General features: G+C 52.0%; 16 protein-coding genes. 14 read left to right on the forward strand and 2 right to left on the reverse strand.

Annotation, left to right across the window (positions count from 1 at the left end; genetic code table 11):
• Nucleotide 1 precedes the first annotated feature (1 nt).
• Together nrdF and mgrA are read left to right on the forward strand one after the other, a co-directional pair.
• On the forward strand, nt 2-985 hold the full coding sequence (gene nrdF, locus D6C13_RS20880; RefSeq protein WP_120134577.1) for a class 1b ribonucleoside-diphosphate reductase subunit beta: 984 nt from the start codon (nt 2-4) through the stop codon (nt 983-985).
• Nucleotides 986-1,108: 123 nt separating this feature from the next.
• Nucleotides 1,109-2,149, forward strand: coding sequence for an L-glyceraldehyde 3-phosphate reductase (gene mgrA / locus D6C13_RS20885; protein ID WP_120134578.1), 1,041 nt, complete (start codon nt 1,109-1,111; stop codon nt 2,147-2,149).
• A gap of 70 nt (nt 2,150-2,219) precedes the next feature.
• Here mgrA and D6C13_RS20890 read toward each other — a convergent pair whose 3' ends face one another.
• On the reverse strand, nt 2,220-2,780 hold the full coding sequence (locus tag D6C13_RS20890; RefSeq protein WP_120134579.1) for an NlpC/P60 family protein: 561 nt from the start codon (nt 2,778-2,780) through the stop codon (nt 2,220-2,222).
• Nucleotides 2,781-2,986: 206 nt separating this feature from the next.
• A complete protein-coding gene (locus tag D6C13_RS20895; RefSeq protein ID WP_120134580.1) occupies nt 2,987-4,342 on the reverse strand; it encodes a 2-hydroxycarboxylate transporter family protein in 1,356 nt (451 codons plus the stop codon).
• Nucleotides 4,343-4,662: 320 nt separating this feature from the next.
• Here D6C13_RS20895 and D6C13_RS20900 point away from each other — a divergent pair, with 320 nt between their 5' ends.
• The 12 genes from D6C13_RS20900 to emrA all read left to right on the forward strand — a co-directional run bounded on the left by D6C13_RS20900 (nt 4,663) and on the right by emrA (nt 18,153).
• Nucleotides 4,663-6,315 (forward strand): ATP-binding protein, encoded by a 1,653-nt coding sequence (locus tag D6C13_RS20900; RefSeq protein ID WP_120134581.1) that lies wholly within the window; start codon nt 4,663-4,665, stop codon nt 6,313-6,315.
• Nucleotides 6,308-7,021, forward strand: coding sequence for a response regulator (locus D6C13_RS20905; protein ID WP_120134582.1), 714 nt, complete (start codon nt 6,308-6,310; stop codon nt 7,019-7,021). The genes D6C13_RS20900 and D6C13_RS20905 overlap by 8 nt, the downstream gene beginning before the upstream one ends.
• A gap of 588 nt (nt 7,022-7,609) precedes the next feature.
• Nucleotides 7,610-8,806, forward strand: a complete 1,197-nt coding sequence (proV, locus tag D6C13_RS20910) for a glycine betaine/L-proline ABC transporter ATP-binding protein ProV (RefSeq protein ID WP_120134583.1) — start codon at nt 7,610-7,612, stop codon at nt 8,804-8,806.
• Nucleotides 8,803-9,990: a glycine betaine/L-proline ABC transporter permease ProW gene (gene proW, locus D6C13_RS20915; protein ID WP_120134584.1), complete on the forward strand. Its 1,188-nt coding sequence runs from the start codon at nt 8,803-8,805 to the stop codon at nt 9,988-9,990. Before proV ends, proW begins: the two co-directional genes overlap by 4 nt.
• A 115-nt stretch (nt 9,991-10,105) precedes the next feature.
• A complete protein-coding gene (gene proX / locus D6C13_RS20920; protein WP_120134585.1) occupies nt 10,106-11,110 on the forward strand; it encodes a glycine betaine/L-proline ABC transporter substrate-binding protein ProX in 1,005 nt (334 codons plus the stop codon).
• Nucleotides 11,111-11,134: 24 nt separating this feature from the next.
• The gene (proX, locus tag D6C13_RS20925; protein ID WP_120134586.1) at nt 11,135-12,130 is read left to right on the forward strand and encodes a glycine betaine/L-proline ABC transporter substrate-binding protein ProX; all 996 of its coding nucleotides are present in this window, start codon (nt 11,135-11,137) and stop codon (nt 12,128-12,130) included.
• A 195-nt stretch (nt 12,131-12,325) separates the two neighbouring features.
• Nucleotides 12,326-13,510, forward strand: a complete 1,185-nt coding sequence (locus D6C13_RS20930) for an MFS transporter (RefSeq protein ID WP_120134587.1) — start codon at nt 12,326-12,328, stop codon at nt 13,508-13,510.
• 174 nt (nt 13,511-13,684) lie between these two features.
• Nucleotides 13,685-14,446 carry an AzlC family ABC transporter permease gene (locus D6C13_RS20935; protein WP_120134588.1) on the forward strand — a complete coding sequence of 254 codons (762 nt, stop codon included), beginning with the start codon at nt 13,685-13,687 and terminating at the stop codon, nt 14,444-14,446.
• Nucleotides 14,436-14,777, forward strand: coding sequence for an L-valine transporter subunit YgaH (gene ygaH / locus D6C13_RS20940; protein ID WP_120134589.1), 342 nt, complete (start codon nt 14,436-14,438; stop codon nt 14,775-14,777). The genes D6C13_RS20935 and ygaH overlap by 11 nt, the downstream gene beginning before the upstream one ends.
• 175 nt (nt 14,778-14,952) lie before the next feature.
• A complete protein-coding gene (mprA, locus tag D6C13_RS20945; RefSeq protein ID WP_120134590.1) occupies nt 14,953-15,474 on the forward strand; it encodes a transcriptional repressor MprA in 522 nt (173 codons plus the stop codon).
• A gap of 23 nt (nt 15,475-15,497) precedes the next feature.
• Entirely contained in the window at nt 15,498-16,952 is a 1,455-nt protein-coding gene (locus tag D6C13_RS20950; RefSeq protein ID WP_120134591.1) for an efflux transporter outer membrane subunit, read from the forward strand.
• A gap of 25 nt (nt 16,953-16,977) precedes the next feature.
• Complete coding sequence (gene emrA, locus D6C13_RS20955; protein WP_120134592.1) at nt 16,978-18,153, forward strand: multidrug efflux MFS transporter periplasmic adaptor subunit EmrA; 1,176 nt, start codon at nt 16,978-16,980, stop codon at nt 18,151-18,153.
• Nucleotides 18,154-18,160: the final 7 nt, after the last annotated feature.

Below are 18,160 nucleotides of genomic sequence, written 5' to 3' on the forward strand. Positions count from 1 at the left end.
GATGAGCGCAGTAAAACAATTTTTAGTACCGCAACCGGTCAGCAAAGCCATCAACTGGAACAAAATCCAGGACGATAAAGACCTCGAAGTGTGGAACCGCCTGACGTCGAATTTCTGGCTACCGGAAAAGGTGCCGCTGTCGAACGATATTCCGTCCTGGGCGACGCTGAGCGCACAAGAAAAACAGCTGACGATCCGCGTGTTTACCGGGCTAACGTTGCTTGATACCGTGCAAAATGTCGTCGGCGCACCGAGGCTGATGAAAGACGCGGTGACACCGCACGAAGAAGCGGTTTACTCAAATATCTGTTTTATGGAAGCGGTACATGCGCGTTCTTACAGCTCGATTTTCTCGACGCTGTGCGCCACCGTGGACGTGGATGAAGCCTACCGCTGGAGTGAGGAAAACGTCGCGCTGCAAAACAAAGCGGCGATCATTTTGTCGTATTACGACGGCGAAGATCCGCTGATGAAGAAAGTGGCCAGCGTGTTCCTCGAATCGTTCCTGTTTTACTCCGGTTTCTATCTGCCGATGTACTGGTCGAGCCGCGCCAAACTGACCAACACCGCAGATCTGATCCGTCTGATCATCCGTGACGAAGCGGTTCACGGCTATTACATCGGCTATAAATTCCAGAAAGCGCTGGCACTGGAAAGCGAAGAACGTCAGCGGCAGATCAAAGAGCAGGCGTTTGATCTGATTCAGGACTTGTACGACAACGAGATCCGCTATACCGAAGAATTGTACGACGGCGTGGGCTGGAGCGAAGACGTGAAGAAATTCCTGCATTACAACGCCAACAAAGCGCTGATGAATCTCGGCTACGAAGCCCTGTTCCCGGCCAGCATGGCGGATGTGAATCCGGCGATCCTTTCCGCATTATCGCCAAACGCCGACGAAAACCACGACTTCTTCTCCGGATCCGGATCGTCGTATGTGATCGGCAAAGCCGTCAATACTGAAGATGAAGACTGGGATTTCTGATGTATACGGGGAGGAAGCTCTTTCTCCCCTTCCCGATTTATCCTGTTGCTGTAATTCCTCCCCGCGCTACTATAGAAACAGTGTTTCAAAACCCTACATCTATAATGAAAAGGAGAGATTACAATGCCGTATCAGGCCTCACCCTCCCGCTATGAAACCATGCAATTTCGCCGCTGCGGTCAAAGCGGTTTAAAACTCCCTGCACTGTCCCTCGGTCTCTGGCACAGCTTCGGCCATGTCAGTCAGCTGGAATCTCAGCGTGCATTGCTGCAAAAAGCCTTTGATTTAGGCATCACGCATTTTGATCTGGCCAATAACTACGGCCCGCCTCCGGGATCTGCCGAGGAGAATTTTGGCCGCCTGCTGAAGCAGGATTTCGCCCCGTATCGTGATGAACTGATCATCTCCACTAAAGCCGGTTACGATATGTGGCCGGGTCCGTATGGCTCCGGCGGTTCGCGCAAATATCTGCTGGCGAGCCTCGATCAAAGCCTGCAACGCATGGGGCTCGATTACGTCGATATCTTCTATTCGCATCGTGTAGATGAAGAGACGCCAATGGAAGAAACCGCTGCGGCGCTGGCATACGCCGTGCAAAGCGGCAAGGCGCTGTATGTCGGGATTTCGTCTTATTCGCCGGAACGTACACAAAAAATGGCTGAGCTGCTGCGCGAACTGAAAGTGCCGCTGCTTATCCATCAGCCTTCTTACAATCTGCTGAACCGCTGGGTCGATAAGAGCGGCCTGCTGGATACGCTGGAGCAAAATGGCGCGGGATGTATTGCGTTCACGCCGCTGGCGCAGGGTTTGCTGACCGGCAAATACCTTAAAGGTATTCCGGACGGTTCGCGCATGCAGGTGGAAGGGAACAAAGTACGCGGCCTGAATGCCAAAATGCTGTCAGAAGAGAATCTGAACAGTCTGCGTTTGCTCAATGAAATGGCGCAACAGCGCGGGCAGACAATGGCGCAGATGGCGCTGAGCTGGCTGCTGAAGGATAACCGTGTGACGTCGGTGCTGATCGGTGCCAGCCGTCCGGAACAGCTGGATGAAAACGTGAAGGCGCTGGAAAATCTGCGCTTTACCGCAGAAGAACTGGCGGCGATCGATAAACATGTGGCGGATGGCGAATTAAATCTGTGGCAGGCATCTTCGGATAAATAAGCGATACATTATCCATAAATTATCACGGGCGAATTATAAAAATTAATTCGCCCGTGATTATATGCTTTATTTAACTCATTAATTCTAAACGTCGCGCCGTTTCATAATGATTAATCCAGTACTGATTATCCAGAGATGAAATGGTGACACCTTCAATTTTCGATGCGTGAATAAACTGATTATCCCCGACATAAACACCAACATGACGATCGCGCGATGAGGTTTTGAAAAAGACCAGATCACCAGGTTTGAGGTCATTTTTGCTGATCTTCTCCCCATTCTTTATCTGCTGGAACGTCGTTCGGGGCAACTGCTGGTGCAGGGAAGCATTGAAGAGATGCTGCATCAGCGCTGAACAATCCACGCCTTTATGGGTAGTGCCACCCAGACGATAATGTGTACCCTTCCAGTTTAAATATTCTGACAGTAACAAAGCTTTGATCGTTTTTGAGCTGCCATTACCGGCTTCATATACCGGTGCTTCTTTTGTCTCAAAAAGCGCTGTTTGGGAGAATTTATGATTATTCATAGACACAAATTCCTTTGGCATATCAAAGGCAAAGGAATTGGTGCTAAATAATACCGGAGCAATAATGAGTAATACGGGTAGAAACTTTTTAATACTGAGCATGCGTGACTTCTTTTAACGAAAATGCCATTAATCCTTACCTGAGAACCTGCTGACGGTGCGGGTGACTCCTCTTTGAGTGCGCAAATAATAACCACAGAATAATAAATAACCAGCCTGCAATGTGTCCAAAATTAGACTCAAAACAATTTTGTCTGTGAAACCAACCCCTTCAGTAAAAGGGGTTGGTAGTATCAGGAGGGACTATCTCAGGAGAAGAACTTCGCCAGCACGAACAGCCCGACCGATACGTTAATCGCACCGCCGATACGGGTAGCGATTTGTGCAAAAGGCATCAGGGTCATGCGGTTACCGGAAGTGAGGATCGCAACATCACCGGTTCCTCCCTGCCCGCTCTGGCAGCAGGAAACAATCGCTACATCAATCGGATGCATACCGATTTTCTTGCCGACGTAAAAACCGGTGCCTACCAGCGCCAGCACCGTGGTCACGATAACCAGCAGGTTCTGGAGGGTGAAAGCGTTGATCAGTTCCTGCCACGGCGTAATCGCCACACCCACCGCGAACAGCACCGGATAGGTCACTGCGGTGCGGAAGAATTTATACACCGTCATCGAGCCATGCTGAATAGCCGGAGAAACGCCGTTCGCCAGTTTTACCAGCACCGCTGCGAATAACATGCCGACCGGCGCAGGCAGACCGATCCATTTCTGTCCGAGCATCCCGACCATGTACAACAGGATCGCCAGCAGCGCGCCACAGGCCAGCGCATTTACTCCCGGATTGCCTTCGAATTCATCAGTACCACTGCCCAGCACCCCTTTTTTCGACGGCATCAGCTGACCCTCGCCGGTCAGATGCGGATAGCGTTTGCCCAGCTGATTGAGCACACCCGCCAGCACAATCGCCGTCAGACCACCCAGCATGACGATCGGCAAAATACGCCCCAGCGCCACGCCCTGGTCCATATGCAAAATGGTCGCGTAACCCATCGACAAGGGGATCGCCCCTTCGCCCACGCCCCCGGCCATGATCGGCAGGATCAGGAAGAAGAAGGTCTGCATCAGTGGTAAACCTAAAACGGTGCCCATCGCCATACCGGCGATCATCCCGACAACTTCTCCGCACAGCATCGGCACGAAAATGCGCATAAAGCCCTGGATCAGCACCTGACGGTTCATGCTCATGATGCTGCCGACAATAATGCAGCAGATATAAAGGTAGAGAATGTTGGTGGATTTGTAGAATTTGACCGTGGAATCAACCACCACATCCGGCAGCAGCCCGTAATGCACCATCGCCGAAGGAATAAAGGTGGCGCAAATCGCCGCCGCGCCGAGTTTGCCCACCACCGGTAAGCGTTTACCAAATTCTCCGCAGGCAAAACCGAAGAAGGCCAGCGTAGCGACCATCACCACGATATCGCTCGGCAGTTTGCCGTTCAGGCAGTCGAGCAGGATCAGCACGCCTGCCAGCAGGAAGAAAGGTAGCGGGATAATACCAATCTTGTAGTTATCAAGAATGTGCCACCATTTTTGCCTGGCTGAGAGGCCGGAAGCTTTCGTTTCTTTGACTGCGATGTAGGAATCGTCGGTTGTGCTCATGACATTGCCTCTTTCTTATAAGTACTTTTCTTATTGATGTTCTGAGCATAAGAAAACAGCAGGTCAGCCGGATGTGAGTTTGTTCAAATTAAAACCGCAGGGATTAAGGTTGTTATGGTGTTTATGGAGTTAATGTTATTTGATTTATAAGGATTATCAGATTTGTAGTAAAACACCCTATTACCCCTATAATCACTGAGTGAACTCATCGCTATTTATATTGCCTGTTCACAACTCTGTCTTTATCCGATTACCGCCCCTGTTGGCCCATGGTAGGCTTATTCAATGTGTGTCTTTACGTTGATGTTGCCGCAGACCGTATGAAACTCCGAATGCCTTTTCAGGTAAAACTCTTTTTATCTCTGGTGGTATTTTCCTGCCTGTTGCTGGTGCTGCTGGGCGCTATTTTATTTCATATCATCGACCGTCAGTTGCACCATGACCTCGGCCAGCGCGCACGCGTTCAGGCCAGTGAAATCGCACTGATGCCGGGGCTGGCACAGAAGGTTCAGGCCCGGGATATCGCCGGTATTGCCAGACTTATCCAGCCACTGCGTGATAAAAGCGATGCCAGTTATATCGTGATAGGGGATACCCGCGAGCTGCATCTTTATCACTCCGAATCGCCGGAGCGAATCGATCTGCCAATGATTGGCGGTGATAATGCCGGGGTGCTGGCCGGTAAAACCATTATTTCCGTCAGACAAGGCGGCATCGGCGTTTCGTTGCGCAGTAAAGCGCCGATCCTGGATGAGAATAATCAGGTCATCGGTATTGTTTCCGTCGGCTACCTCACCTCATATATTGATAACATTAATGGCCACCGCCTGGCGCAGGTGGGTTTATACGGTTTGCTGCTTTTATTACTGCTGTTTATTTTTTCATGGATGTTTACCCGCAACGTTAAAAAGCAGATGTTCTGGCTGGAGCCAAAAGATATAGCCCTTCTGGTTCGCCAGCAAAAAGCCTTGCTGGAAGCCATGTATGAAGGCGTATTTGCGATTAATGCGCAGAAGCAGCTGATTTCCATCAACCGTGCCGCACGTGAGTTACTCGATATCCATCAGCCCGAAAATGAACTGCTGGGTAAACCGCTCAATGAGGTGCTTCAGACTCCGCCCACCTTCTTTACGCAAAGTGGTGTCAGTGAAAATAACAGCCAGCATGATCAGATTACGGTGCTTAATCAAAGACAGGTGATCGTCAACCGCGTGCCGATAGAGCTGGAACCGGGCAAGGAAAGCGGCTGGGTGTTCAGTTTCCGCGATAAAAATGACATTAATACGCTGAGCAGTCAGCTGAGTCAGGTGAAACGTTACGCGGACAATCTGCGCATCATGCGCCACGAACAGCTGAACTGGACCGCCACGCTGGCGGGGTTGCTGCAAATGCAGCGTTACGACGATGCGATGCACTATATCCAGGCGCAGTCCGAAGGAGCGCAGGCGGTGCTGGATTTCGTCTCGACGCGCTTCACCTCCCCGGCGCTTTGCGGGCTGCTGCTGGGGAAATACGTCAGCGCGCGCGAAAAAGGCGTGGAGCTGAGTTTCGACCCCGCCTGCCAGTTAATCCGTATTCCGGCAGCGATTACTGAAACTGAGCTGATGTCGGTGGTCGGTAATCTGCTGGATAATGCCGTGGACGCCACGCTGAAAGCGCTGACACCTCCTGCGCCGGTGGAACTGTATATTTCTGACAGGAATCAGGAGTTGCTGATTGAGGTCGCCGATCAGGGCAGCGGCGTGGACGATGCCCTGAAACCTCATCTGTTTGAACAGGGCGTGACGAGCAAGCCCTCAAGCGGCCATGAGACGACCGGCGCAGAACACGGTATCGGGCTTTATCTGGTGGCCGGATATGTCCGTCAGGCCGGTGGCAGCATCGAAATCTCAGACAACTCGCCGCAGGGGACGATATTTTCAGTCTTTATACCGACTCCGGCGAATGCTCTAACAGGAACGAATCATGAATAACAGTAGCGCTCTCGATGTAGTGATTGTGGAAGACGAGCCGCATCTTGCCGGCCTGCACCGCGATTTTATCGAGCAGAATTTCAATCTGCGTGTTGTGGGTATTGCCGCCACGCTGGAACAGGCGCGCTCATTGCTGCGCCTGCATGAGCCACGGCTGATCCTGCTCGATAACTTTTTGCCGGACGGTCAGGGTGTGGATCTCATCGACAGCGCGCTGCTGAAAAGCTTCGATTGCTCGGTGATTTTCATTACCGCCGCCAGCGATATGCAAACCTGTAGTCATGCGATGCGCAGCGGCGCGTTTGATTACATTATCAAACCGGTATCTTTCCACCGGCTGCAAAGCTCACTGGAACGTTTTATGCAGCTGGTGCAAACGCTGCGCAATGTGAAAGTGGTGGATCAGCGGGCGCTGGATAAGCTGTTCAATCTGCCCGCCAGCGATACGCCGGCAGCCCCTTCCGCCAAAGGCATCGAACCGAATACGCTCGAACTGGTTCAGCGCGTTTTTACCGCGAAACCTGACGTCAGCTGGTCTGTTGAAGAGGTGGTTGAGGAGGTCGGGATCAGCAAAACGACAGGCCGTCGTTATCTGGAATATTGTGTGGAAATTGGCTTTATCGGCGTCGAAATGCAGTACGGAAATATCGGTCATCCGAGACGCTTATATCGCAAAATAGCAGACCAGGAAAAATCCGTATCCTGAGGCCGAATTCAGGCCATTTTGCGTGACGCATTTCGCACACTCTGCCGGTGATATCACCGGCGAATTTCCCGCAGCCCCCACTGGTTCAGGTCATTATTTCACTGCGCATTCATCTTTCAGATAACCGGTAAATTCACGGCATTCAGTCAAATCTGAAATCTCTATTTACACATGTAAATGAGTACTAACATAAACACATTAACTCCCTATAAATCACGCAATTACCACCCCTTATAACCCCACAAAAACAAAAGATATTATCCCTAGTAAAAACAATAAATTACATATATTTTTAACACAACACCCCATGAAGGAATTAGTTTTGCGCTTGAAATTTTCGGGTGGGATAATTTGTCATTAAATGTCAGTGCTAACTTACCTAAATTAAACACTGCAAATACAGATAAATACACCACCAGAAACACAATCATGATTATTCCCCGGAAACATTGAGACTTGTCTCAGAATTTCTATGTGTTAGGGTATAAAGCGTTCACTATTTTGTTACAGGCAAAATCCTATACGGTCCAACACAAAAACTAGATATCGAGCCGATACGGCTATTTATATCCAAGGAATGCACATTGCATGGCAATTAAAATCGAAGTAAAGAATCTTTATAAGGTATTTGGCGAGAACCCGGATCGCGCTTTCAAGATGATCGACGCAGGCAAGGGTAAAGAAGAAATTTTTGAGAAAACCGGTCTTTCACTTGGCGTTAAGAATGCCAGTCTGGCCATTGAAGAAGGCGAGATTTTCGTCATCATGGGGTTATCCGGTTCTGGTAAATCCACCATGGTACGCCTTCTCAATCGTCTGATAGAGCCCACCCGTGGCGAAGTCCTGATCGACGGCGAAGATATCGCCAAAATCTCAGAATCAAAATTGCGCCAGGTGCGCCGCAGTAAAATCAGTATGGTATTTCAGTCCTTTGCGCTGATGCCACACCTGACCGTGTTGAATAACACCGCGTTTGGTATGGAACTGGCCGGTGTCCCGGTCGAAGAGCGCAATGAAAAAGCGATTGACGCGTTGCGTCAGGTCGGGCTGGAAAACTATGCCAAATCTTATCCTGATGAATTATCGGGTGGTATGCGTCAGCGTGTGGGTCTTGCCCGTGCGATGGCCAACAACCCTGACATTCTGCTGATGGATGAAGCCTTCTCGGCACTCGATCCGTTAATCCGTACCGAAATGCAGGATGAGCTGGTGAAGCTTCAGGCTCAGCATCAGCGCACCATCGTGTTCATTTCCCATGATCTCGACGAAGCCATGCGCATCGGCGATCGCATCGCCATTATGCAGGGCGGCGAAGTGGTGCAGGTCGGTACGCCGGAAGACATTCTGAATAATCCGGCAAACGATTATGTGCGCACCTTCTTCCGTGGCGTCGATATCAGCCAGGTATTTAGTGCCAAAGACATTGCCCGCCGTCGTGGCGCGCTTATACGTAAAACCCCCGGTTTTGGTCCGCGTGCTGCCCTTAAGCTGCTCGAAGATGAAGACCGCGAATATGGTTATGTGCTTGAACGTGGGCAGAAATTCATCGGCGTTGTGTCGATTGAATCCCTGAAAACCGCGCTGAAAGCCAATCTGACGCTGGAAAGTGCCCTGCTGGAATCTCCGGCTGCGGTGCAGGCAGATATGCCACTCAGCGAACTGATTTCCCATGTCGCCGCCGCGCCTTGCGCCGTGCCGGTCGTCAATGAGGACAATAACTATATCGGCATTATTTCCAAAGCCATGTTGCTTCAGGCTCTGGATAAAGAAGGGGGTAACGAATGAGTCTTTCAAGCATGCATAACACCATTGTTCAGCACGCACAGGCCGCTCAGGCGCAGGTTCCCGACGCGTCCATCGATCCGTGGGGTGCCGATAACGCCAGTGGCGCTGTTGCGACTCAGCCCGATGCCGCCGCGAACGCAGCGGCCAGCAGTGATCCGTGGGGAGGCGCCAGCGATGCCGCGACCAGTGCTCCGGACACCGCGCACCACGCCGCAGCACAGGCCAACGACTGGCTGACCGTCGCGCCTGAACATCATCAGCATTTTAATATTCTCGATCCGTTCCACAATACGCTGATCCCGCTTGACCATTGGGTCACCAGCGGGATCGACTGGCTGGTCACCAACTTCCGCCCGGTATTCCAGGGGATCCGTGTGCCGGTCGATTTCGTACTGAGCGGTTTCCAGCATGGTCTGGAATCCCTGCCTGCCCCGCTGGCGATCCTGGTGTTCGCGCTAATCGCCTGGCAGATGGCCGGGTTGGGTATGGGTGCTGCCACGCTGGTTTCACTGGTTCTGATCGGCGCTATCGGCGCATGGTCACAGGCTATGGTGACGCTGGCGCTGGTGCTGACCTCGCTGTTCTTCTGTATTTTGATAGGCTTGCCGCTCGGCATATGGCTGGCCCGTAGTCAGAGGGCCGCCAAAATTATCAGGCCATTGCTTGATGCCATGCAGACCACTCCGGCGTTTGTCTATCTGGTGCCGATCGTGATGCTGTTTGGTATCGGGAACGTGCCGGGCGTGGTGGTAACGATCATCTTCGCCCTGCCGCCAGTCGTGCGTCTGACGATTCTGGGTATTAATCAGGTACCCGAAGATCTGATCGAAGCGGCGAAATCCTTTGGTTCAAGCCCGAGCCAGCTGCTGTTTAAAGTTCAGCTGCCCCTGGCGATGCCGACCATTATGGCTGGTATTAACCAGACGCTGATGCTGGCGCTGTCGATGGTGGTTATCGCCTCGATGATCGCGGTCGGTGGTTTGGGTCAGATGGTTCTGCGCGGTATCGGTCGTCTGGACATGGGTCTGGCGTCGGTCGGTGGTGCAGGTATCGTCATCCTCGCCATTATCCTCGACCGTCTTACTCAGTCGATGGGTCGTGACAGCCGCAGTAAAGGCGGTCACCGCTGGTTCACCCGTGGCCCTGTCGGTCTGGTGATGAAGCCTTTCACTAAAAAAGTCTGATTCATACTGCACTTTTCCCGGCAGTTCGCTGCCGGGAACTCTCAATAAACTGAAACAACGCAGTCCACTCTTACGTATTCATAAGCCACAAACTTAAAAAGAATAAGGGTTCACCATGCGCACAACTCAGAAAAAAGCACTCATCCTCGCATTATCCATTGCGACACCCGCCGCTTTCGCTGCCGGTTTACCGGGCAAAGGCGTGGTCGTCAAACCGTTGCAAAGCACTATCGCAGAAGAAACTTTCCAGACCGAACTGGTTAACCGTGCGCTGCAAAAACTGGGCTACGACGTTCAGCAAACCGGCGAAGTCGACTACAACGTGGCGTACACCGCCATCGCCAGTGGTGATTCGACGTTCATGGCGGTGAACTGGGATCCGCTGCAAAAAGACATGTACGCCTCAGCCGGTGGCGATCAGAAATTCTACCGCGAAGGTACGTATATCGCCGGTGCGGCACAGGGTTATCTGATCGACAAAAAAACCGCAGACAAATATCACATCCACGATTTGTCGCAGCTGAAAGATCCGAAAATCGCCAAATTGTTCGACGCCGACGGCGATGGCAAAGCCGACATGGCGGGCTGTAATCCGGGCTGGGTGTGCGGCTCGGTAATTAGCACGCAGCTTAAAGCCTACGGCCTTAACAATACCGTGACACAAAACGAGGGCAATTATTCGGCCATTATCGCCGATACCCTCACCCGCTATAAATCCGGCAAACCGGTGCTGTATTACACCTGGACGCCGTACTGGGTCAGTAACGAGATGAAACCTGGCAAAGATGTGGTCTGGCTGACCGTACCTTTCTCCGCCAATCCGGGATCACTGAAAGACCTCGATACCACGCTGCCTAATGGTAAAAACTACGGTTTCCCGGTCAATAACGAACATATCGTGGCCAATAAAGCCTGGGCTGAGCAAAACCCGGCGGCTGCAAAACTGTTTGCCATTATGAAATTGCCACTGGCTGATGTGAATGCGCAAAACTTGCGGATGCACGAGGGTGAATCTTCTTCCGAGGATATTCAGCAACACGTCGACGGCTGGATCAAGGCGCATCAGGCGACCTTCGATGGCTGGATCAAAGAAGCTGCCGCTGCCGCAGCAAAAAAATAATCAAAGATAAAATCTGAGGAATTTATGAAAAAGACAGGACTCTGGGCGCTCGTCGCTCTCACTACATTTGCCACAGCATCCACTTTCGCCGCCGATCTGCCGGGTAAAGGCATTAAGGTTACGCCAATCCAGAGCAGCATCAGCGAGGAAACCTTCCAGACTGAGCTGGTAAACAAAGCGCTGGAAAAACTGGGCTACGACGTTCTGCCAATTCGCGAAGTCGATTACAACGTGGGCTACACCACTCTGGCTGCCGGTGATGCGACCTTTACCGCCGTTAACTGGACGCCGCTGCATGATGAAATGTACAAAGCAGCCGGTGGCGACAAGGTCTTTTACCGCGAAGGCACGTATATCACGGGCGCGGCACAAGGCTGGCTTATTGATAAGAAAACCGCCGAAAAGTATCACATTACCAATGTCGCTCAGCTGAAAGACCCGAAACTGGCAAAAATTTTTGATACCAACGGCGACGGTAAAGCTGATCTGACCGGTTGTACACCGGGCTGGGGTTGTGAAGCGGTGCTCAATGAACAGCTGAAAGCTTTTGGTCTGGAAGATACCGTGACCAATAACCAGGGTAACTATGCTGCGATGATCGCCGATACCATTACGCGCTACAAAGAAGGCAAACCTGTGTTTTATTACACCTGGACGCCGTACTGGGTGAGCAGCATTATGGTGCCGGGCAAAGATGTTGTGTGGTTGCAGGTGCCATTCTCCGTGGTGCCTGGCGAGAAAAACGCCAACACTGAGCTGCCAAATGGCAAGAACTACGGTTTCCCGGTCAGCACCATGCGTATCGTAGCGAACCGTGCCTGGACTGAGAAAAACCCGGCAGCGGCGAAACTGTTTGCCATCATGAAACTGCCTCTGAAAGACATTAATGCGCAGAACGCTGCTATGCACGCCGGTCAGAACTCAGAAGCCGATATCAACGCACAAACTGACGGCTGGATCAAAGCCCACCAGGAAGTGTTCGATAGCTGGATTAAAGAATCATTGGCTGCTGCGAAATAACACAGCACGAACATTGTAAGACCAGCGGGCGGGGAGCAATCTCCGCCCGCTTTTTTGTGGGGCTGTATAAAAAAAACGCTATTGCAAAACCCACTAGTTGCCATGAAAACTATTCATTGGTTTAATATTTCAACTAAAACGATAATCGTTTTACGCATTTCCCTGCTCCTTCAATAAGATCCATTTATTCTGATTATGAAAAAAACTACAACGCATTCTCCCCTCAGCCCGGCGCTGATTATTCTGATGGCCGTTGCCACCGGGCTTGCCGTCGCCAGTAACTATTACCCGCAGCCGTTGCTGGAAACTATCGCACGCGCGTTCAGTCTTTCAGTCAATCAGGCCGGATTCATCGTCACCGTGGCACAGCTCGGTTATGCCTGCGGGCTGATGTTTATCGTACCGCTTGGCGATATGTTCGAACGTCGCGGTTTAATCGTGCTGATGACGCTGCTTTCCGCCGCCGGATTACTGATCACGGCGATGGCGCCAACGCTGACTATCATGCTGGTCGGTACAGCGCTGACCGGGTTGTTCTCGGTCGTAGCGCAGATTCTGGTGCCGCTGGCGGCCACGCTGGCGGAACCGGAACGTCGCGGTAAAGTGGTCGGGCTGATTATGTCCGGGCTGCTGCTGGGCATTCTGCTGGCGCGGACTGTCGCCGGTCTTCTGGCGTCGCTGGGTGGCTGGCGCACCGTTTACTGGGTGGCGAGTGCGCTGATGATCGTGATGGCGCTGGTACTGTGGCGTAAACTGCCCAAGCATGAGCAGAAAACCGACCTGAATTATCCTCAGCTACTGAAATCCATCTTCACGCTGTTCATCCACACGCCGGTTTTACGCACGCGCGCACTGATCGGCATGTTTTGTTTTGCTAACTTCAGTATTTTGTGGACGTCAATGGCGTTCCTGCTGGCAGGTCCGGCGTACAATTATTCCGAAGCGGTGATCGGGCTGTTCGGGCTGGTGGGTGCAGCCGGCGCGCTGGCGGCTACCCGCGCCGGACATCTGGCAGATAAGGGCAAAGCGCATCTGACCACCACGGCGGGACTGGTTCTGCTTTTGCTGTCATGGGCTGCGATTGCCTGGGGTCAGCATTCAGTGATTTCGCTGATTATCGGCATTATCGTTTTGGACCTTTCGGTTCAGGGCGTGCACATCACCAACCAAAGCGTTATCTATAAAACCATGCCGGAAGCGCGAAACCGCCTGACCGCGGGTTACATGACGACTTACTTTATTGGTGGTGCGGTGGGTTCGCTGGTCTCGGCATCAGCCTATCAGGCCGCTGGCTGGTATGGGGTGTCGGCAGCAGGCACCATCATGTGTGTGCTGAATTTGCTCGTCTGGCTGAAGGGATATAAACACAAGCTGGCGTAATAACGAATGAAATTACATCAGGAGGGAACCATCACCCCTCCTGATTAGCTTGCGAATAATCATATTAGAAATTTATTTGAACCAAAGGGTGTTAACAATACTTACAGTCTGGTAATGTTTGCGCCATAAATTATTTGCCGGTACTCATCCGGTTTCACAATGTTTTAAACACTCATGCAAAGCAACCCAGATCTCGAAGCACCCGACCCCGTCCGTGTTTCAACATTCAAACAAGGCATTACTGATAGCCTGCCCATTGTCATTGGCTATCTGCCCATCGCTTTTGCATTTGGCCTTAGTGCCGTAAAACTGGGATTCACCCCAGCTGAAAGTCTCCTGTTTTCCATTCTTATCTATGCTGGCGCCAGTCAGTTTGTCATCACCGCGCTGCTCAGCGCCGGAATGTCCCTGTGGATTTCTGCCCTTACCGTCATGGCAATGGATGTGCGGCATGTGCTGTACGGTCCGTCGCTGCGTAACCGTCTGGTGGGAAAACTCAATGGCAAAAAAACCGCACTCTGGGCATTTGGCCTGACAGACGAAGTGTTCGCCGCTGCTACCGCCAAACTTATCCGCGATAAACGCAGCTGGAGCGAAAACTGGATGTGCGGCATAGCGCTTTCATCCTGGCTCTCATGGGTATCTGGCACGGCGGTAGGTGCGCTGTTTGGTAACGGGCCGCTGGAAAATTTTCCGGCCATCGAAGCCGCACTCGGCTTTATGTTACCGGCGCTGTTTCTGAGTTTTCTGCTCGCGGCGTTTAAGCGCCAGCAAAGCATGGTGTTTGTCGCATCGCTGGCCGGTGCGCTGGGCGGACTCCTGTTCTGGTCGATTCCTGCCGCTATCGGCTGCGGTCTGGCCGCCGGTTGCCTTGCCGCCTTGCTGCAACGCCCTCAATCCCCTTCTGCCACGGAGATAACCTCAGATGAGCACTAATGTCATTCTGGTCTGTCTGCTCGTCGGCACCGTGAATTACCTGTTCCGGTATTTGCCTTTGCGCATGGGCGCAAGGCAGAAAACCGGGCCGAAGAGTGGTCCTCTGTCCCGCGTGCTCGACAGCATCGGCATCGCGTCTATCTGCGCGCTGCTGGTGGTTTCAAGTACACCGGAAATTTTGCGTGATCAGCAAAAACTGCTGCCTTCGCTGGCCGGTTTTGTCCTGCTCGCGCTGATTTTCTGGCGAACCAAAAGCATCATTATTGCCACACTGACCGGTGCCCTGGTGTACGGACTGGTGTTCAAGGTGATGCTGATGACCGCAGGCTGAAGATCATTTTTTACCGCAAAACAACAGAATGGCAAACTCTGCCGAATACAGTAAACATCGAATAATTCACTGGAGTTATGAATCACACTATTTGCTAAAGAATTGGTGATTCATAACATTGATATTATTAATTACCATCGTTACTATGTCATCTGTAACTAATGAGGCTTCTCATATGGACAGTTCGTTCGCGCCAATTGAAAACATGTTAAATTTCCGGGCCAAAAAGCAAAAAGATTTCCCTTATCAGGAAATTCTGCTGACCCGTTTGTGTATGCACATGCAAAGTAAATTGCTTGAAAATCGCAATAAAATGCTGAAAGCACAGGGCATTAATGAAACGCTGTTTATGGCGTTACTGACCCTTGATGCGCAGGAAAGCCACAGCATTCAGCCTTCTGAACTAAGCTCTGCGTTGGGTTCTTCCCGCACTAACGCCACCCGTATTGCGGATGAGCTGGAAAAACGCGGATGGATTGAACGTCGTGAGAGCGATAATGACCGCCGGTGCCTGCATTTGCACCTGACGGTTGACGGGGAAGCCTTTATCCAGAAGTTACTTCCACCTCAACACAAGAGTCTGCATTTACTCTGGTCAACTTTAGACGCTGAAGAACAGAAGCAGTTAGAAACACTGACCCGCAAGCTGTTAACTCGCCTTGATCAGATGGATGCAACAGCGCTACAACAATTCTAAATTTCTGTTCAGGTAAACTACACATGTCACTCCAAGCTCGCTGGAGGCTTACGCCGCTGTTTGCCGTTTTGATTTTGGCCGGCTGCGCCTCCAGTAATAATATTGCTCCTCAGTCGTCGCTGCTGGATACGCAACAGCTTCACCTGCAGCAGGCAAAGGTCAGCTCCCTGACCCTCGGCCCTCAGTGGTGGCGCAGTCTTAATGACCCGCAACTGGATAACCTGATGACCACGACGTTGCAAAACTCGCCGTCGTTGCGTCAGGCCGCCGCTCGCGTGCGCGAAGCACAGAGCGTTATGGGAGAAGCCGATGCCGCCAATGGCCCTTATCTGGATCTCAATGCCTCGACACGACGCGAACGTATAGCAAAAAATACGATCCCGCCGTTCCTGACAAGTTATCCGGAAGCGCCAATTTTCGACAGCAGCAACAGCCTCGGGCTGAATTTGAGCTATGAGTTTGACTGGTGGGGTAAATACCGCAATCAGGTGAATGCCGCGAAAGCGCAGGTAGATTCAGCCCGTGCTGAACAGGCAGAAGCCGCTCTGACGCTGACCAGTTCGGTGGCGTCAGCCTATTATCAGTTGCAGGCCAATCTTGCTTTGCAGGATGTTTTGCAACATGAAGTGGATAACAACCAGCATCTGGCAGATTTGCGTAAAGCGCAATATCAAGCCGGTGTCTATGGTATTGAGATTCCGCAACAAACCCAGGCTCAGGCTGACAGCGCCAAACAGCAGCTCATCAATCTGAAATCGCAAACTGAACAGCTGAGACATCAGCTTTCAGCGCTCGCAGGTCGTGGCCCGGATGCCATGAACGGGCTGCACGCCGTGGCGCTGCCACCGGCAGAGGCTCTGGCACCGAAAGCGGAACTGACGCTGGATTTACTGGGCAAACGCCCTGACATCGCAGCACAACGTGATCTGGTCGAATCCTATTCCCAGCGGGTCAGTGCAGCGAAAAAAGAGTTCTATCCAAGCCTTTCCATCAGTGCCTTTGGCGGTCTGACGACCACCAACTATGGCGGTACCAGCCCAAATATTCTGTCAGCAGCCAGTGAGGCATGGAATATCGCGCCAGCCATTTCGCTGCCGATTTTCCACGCCGGTGCACTGCGCTCCAAACTGGGCGAAGAGTCCGCGTTATATGACCAGTCTGTTGAGTCGTATAACCAGACCATCCTGAACGCCATCCAGCAAACTGCGGATGCCATTACAGTCTCAAAAAGCAGCGCGGAACAATTGCAGCAGGCATCTTCTGCCGCTAAGTCGCTTGATGAGGTGTATCGCGTTTCGGATGCAAGATACAACGCTGGCGTCATCGGACGGGATGAGCTGTTGAGCAGCCAGTCAGCGCTCCTGCAACAACAACAGGCGCAACTCAACGCCAGCAGTCAGTTGATGCAGGCAAAAATCAGTCTCATCCGTGCGCTTGGGGGTGGCTATCAGGCCCCGGCCGCGGACCAAAAATCATAATAAAAGACACATTGTGGAGAAGACCATGAGCGCAAATGCCGAAACTCAGGCAACGCCGCAAGCTCCGAAAAATAAGAAAAAAACGCGTAAAGTCGCTTTGCTCTTGTTAACCGGGATTTTCATTATTATCGCCATCGCCTACCTGTTCTACTGGCTGCTGGTGCTGCGTCATTTCGAGTCTACTGACGATGCTTATATCGCAGGTAACCAGGTGCAGATTATGGCGCAGGTGTCGGGCAGCGTGACCGACGTCAACTTCGACAGCACCGACTTTGTGAAAAAAGGCGACGTGCTGGTGACGATTGACCCGACCGATGCAGAGCAGGCTTTCGAGCGCTCTAAAACAGCGCTGGCGAACAGCGTGCGTCAGACACATCAGTTAATCATCAACGGCAAGCAGTATCAGGCCAATATCGCGCTGCGTCAGACGCAGCTGCAACAGGCACAGACTGACCTCAAGCGCCGCATCGTGCTGGGTAATGTTGATGCGATTGGCCGTGAAGAACTGCAACACGCCCGTGACGCCGTCGATACCGCGAAAGCGCAATATGATGTCGCCGTTCAGCAATACAACGCCAATCAGGCGATGATTCTGGATACGCCTGTCAATAAACAGCCGCAGGTACTGCAGGCCGCCGCTCAGGTTCGTGACGCATGGCTCGCCCAGCAACGTACCAAAGTGCGCAGCCCGATTGACGGTTTCGTCTCACGCCGCGCCGTGCAAATCGGCCAGCAAATCAGCCCGACGACGTCTCTGATGGCAGTCGTTCCGGCTCATCACATCTGGGTCGATGCCAACTTTAAAGAAACCCAGCTGGCAAATATGCGTATTGGCCAGATGGCGACCGTGGTCAGCGATATGTATGGCGATGATGTGAAATATCACGGCAAAGTTGTGGGTATGGATATGGGCACCGGTGGCGCGTTCTCGCTGTTACCGGCTCAGAATGCGACAGGTAACTGGATCAAAGTGGTTCAGCGTCTGCCGGTTCGTATCGAACTTAACGATCAGGAAGTGGCAGAACATCCGCTGCGTATCGGTTTATCAACACTGGTAACCGTTGATACGCAAAACCGTGATGGTCTGGTGCTGGCCGATAAAGTCCGTACCGAACCGTTGTATCAGACTTCAGCCCTGACGATAGATCTGGCACCGGTCAATGCCATCATTGCAGACGTTATCCATGCTAATGCAGGCTAAAATCTCC

The sequence above is a fragment of the Rahnella woolbedingensis genome, from assembly GCF_003602095.1.
In the GTDB taxonomy this organism is placed as follows: Bacteria; Pseudomonadota; Gammaproteobacteria; order Enterobacterales; family Enterobacteriaceae; genus Rahnella; species Rahnella woolbedingensis.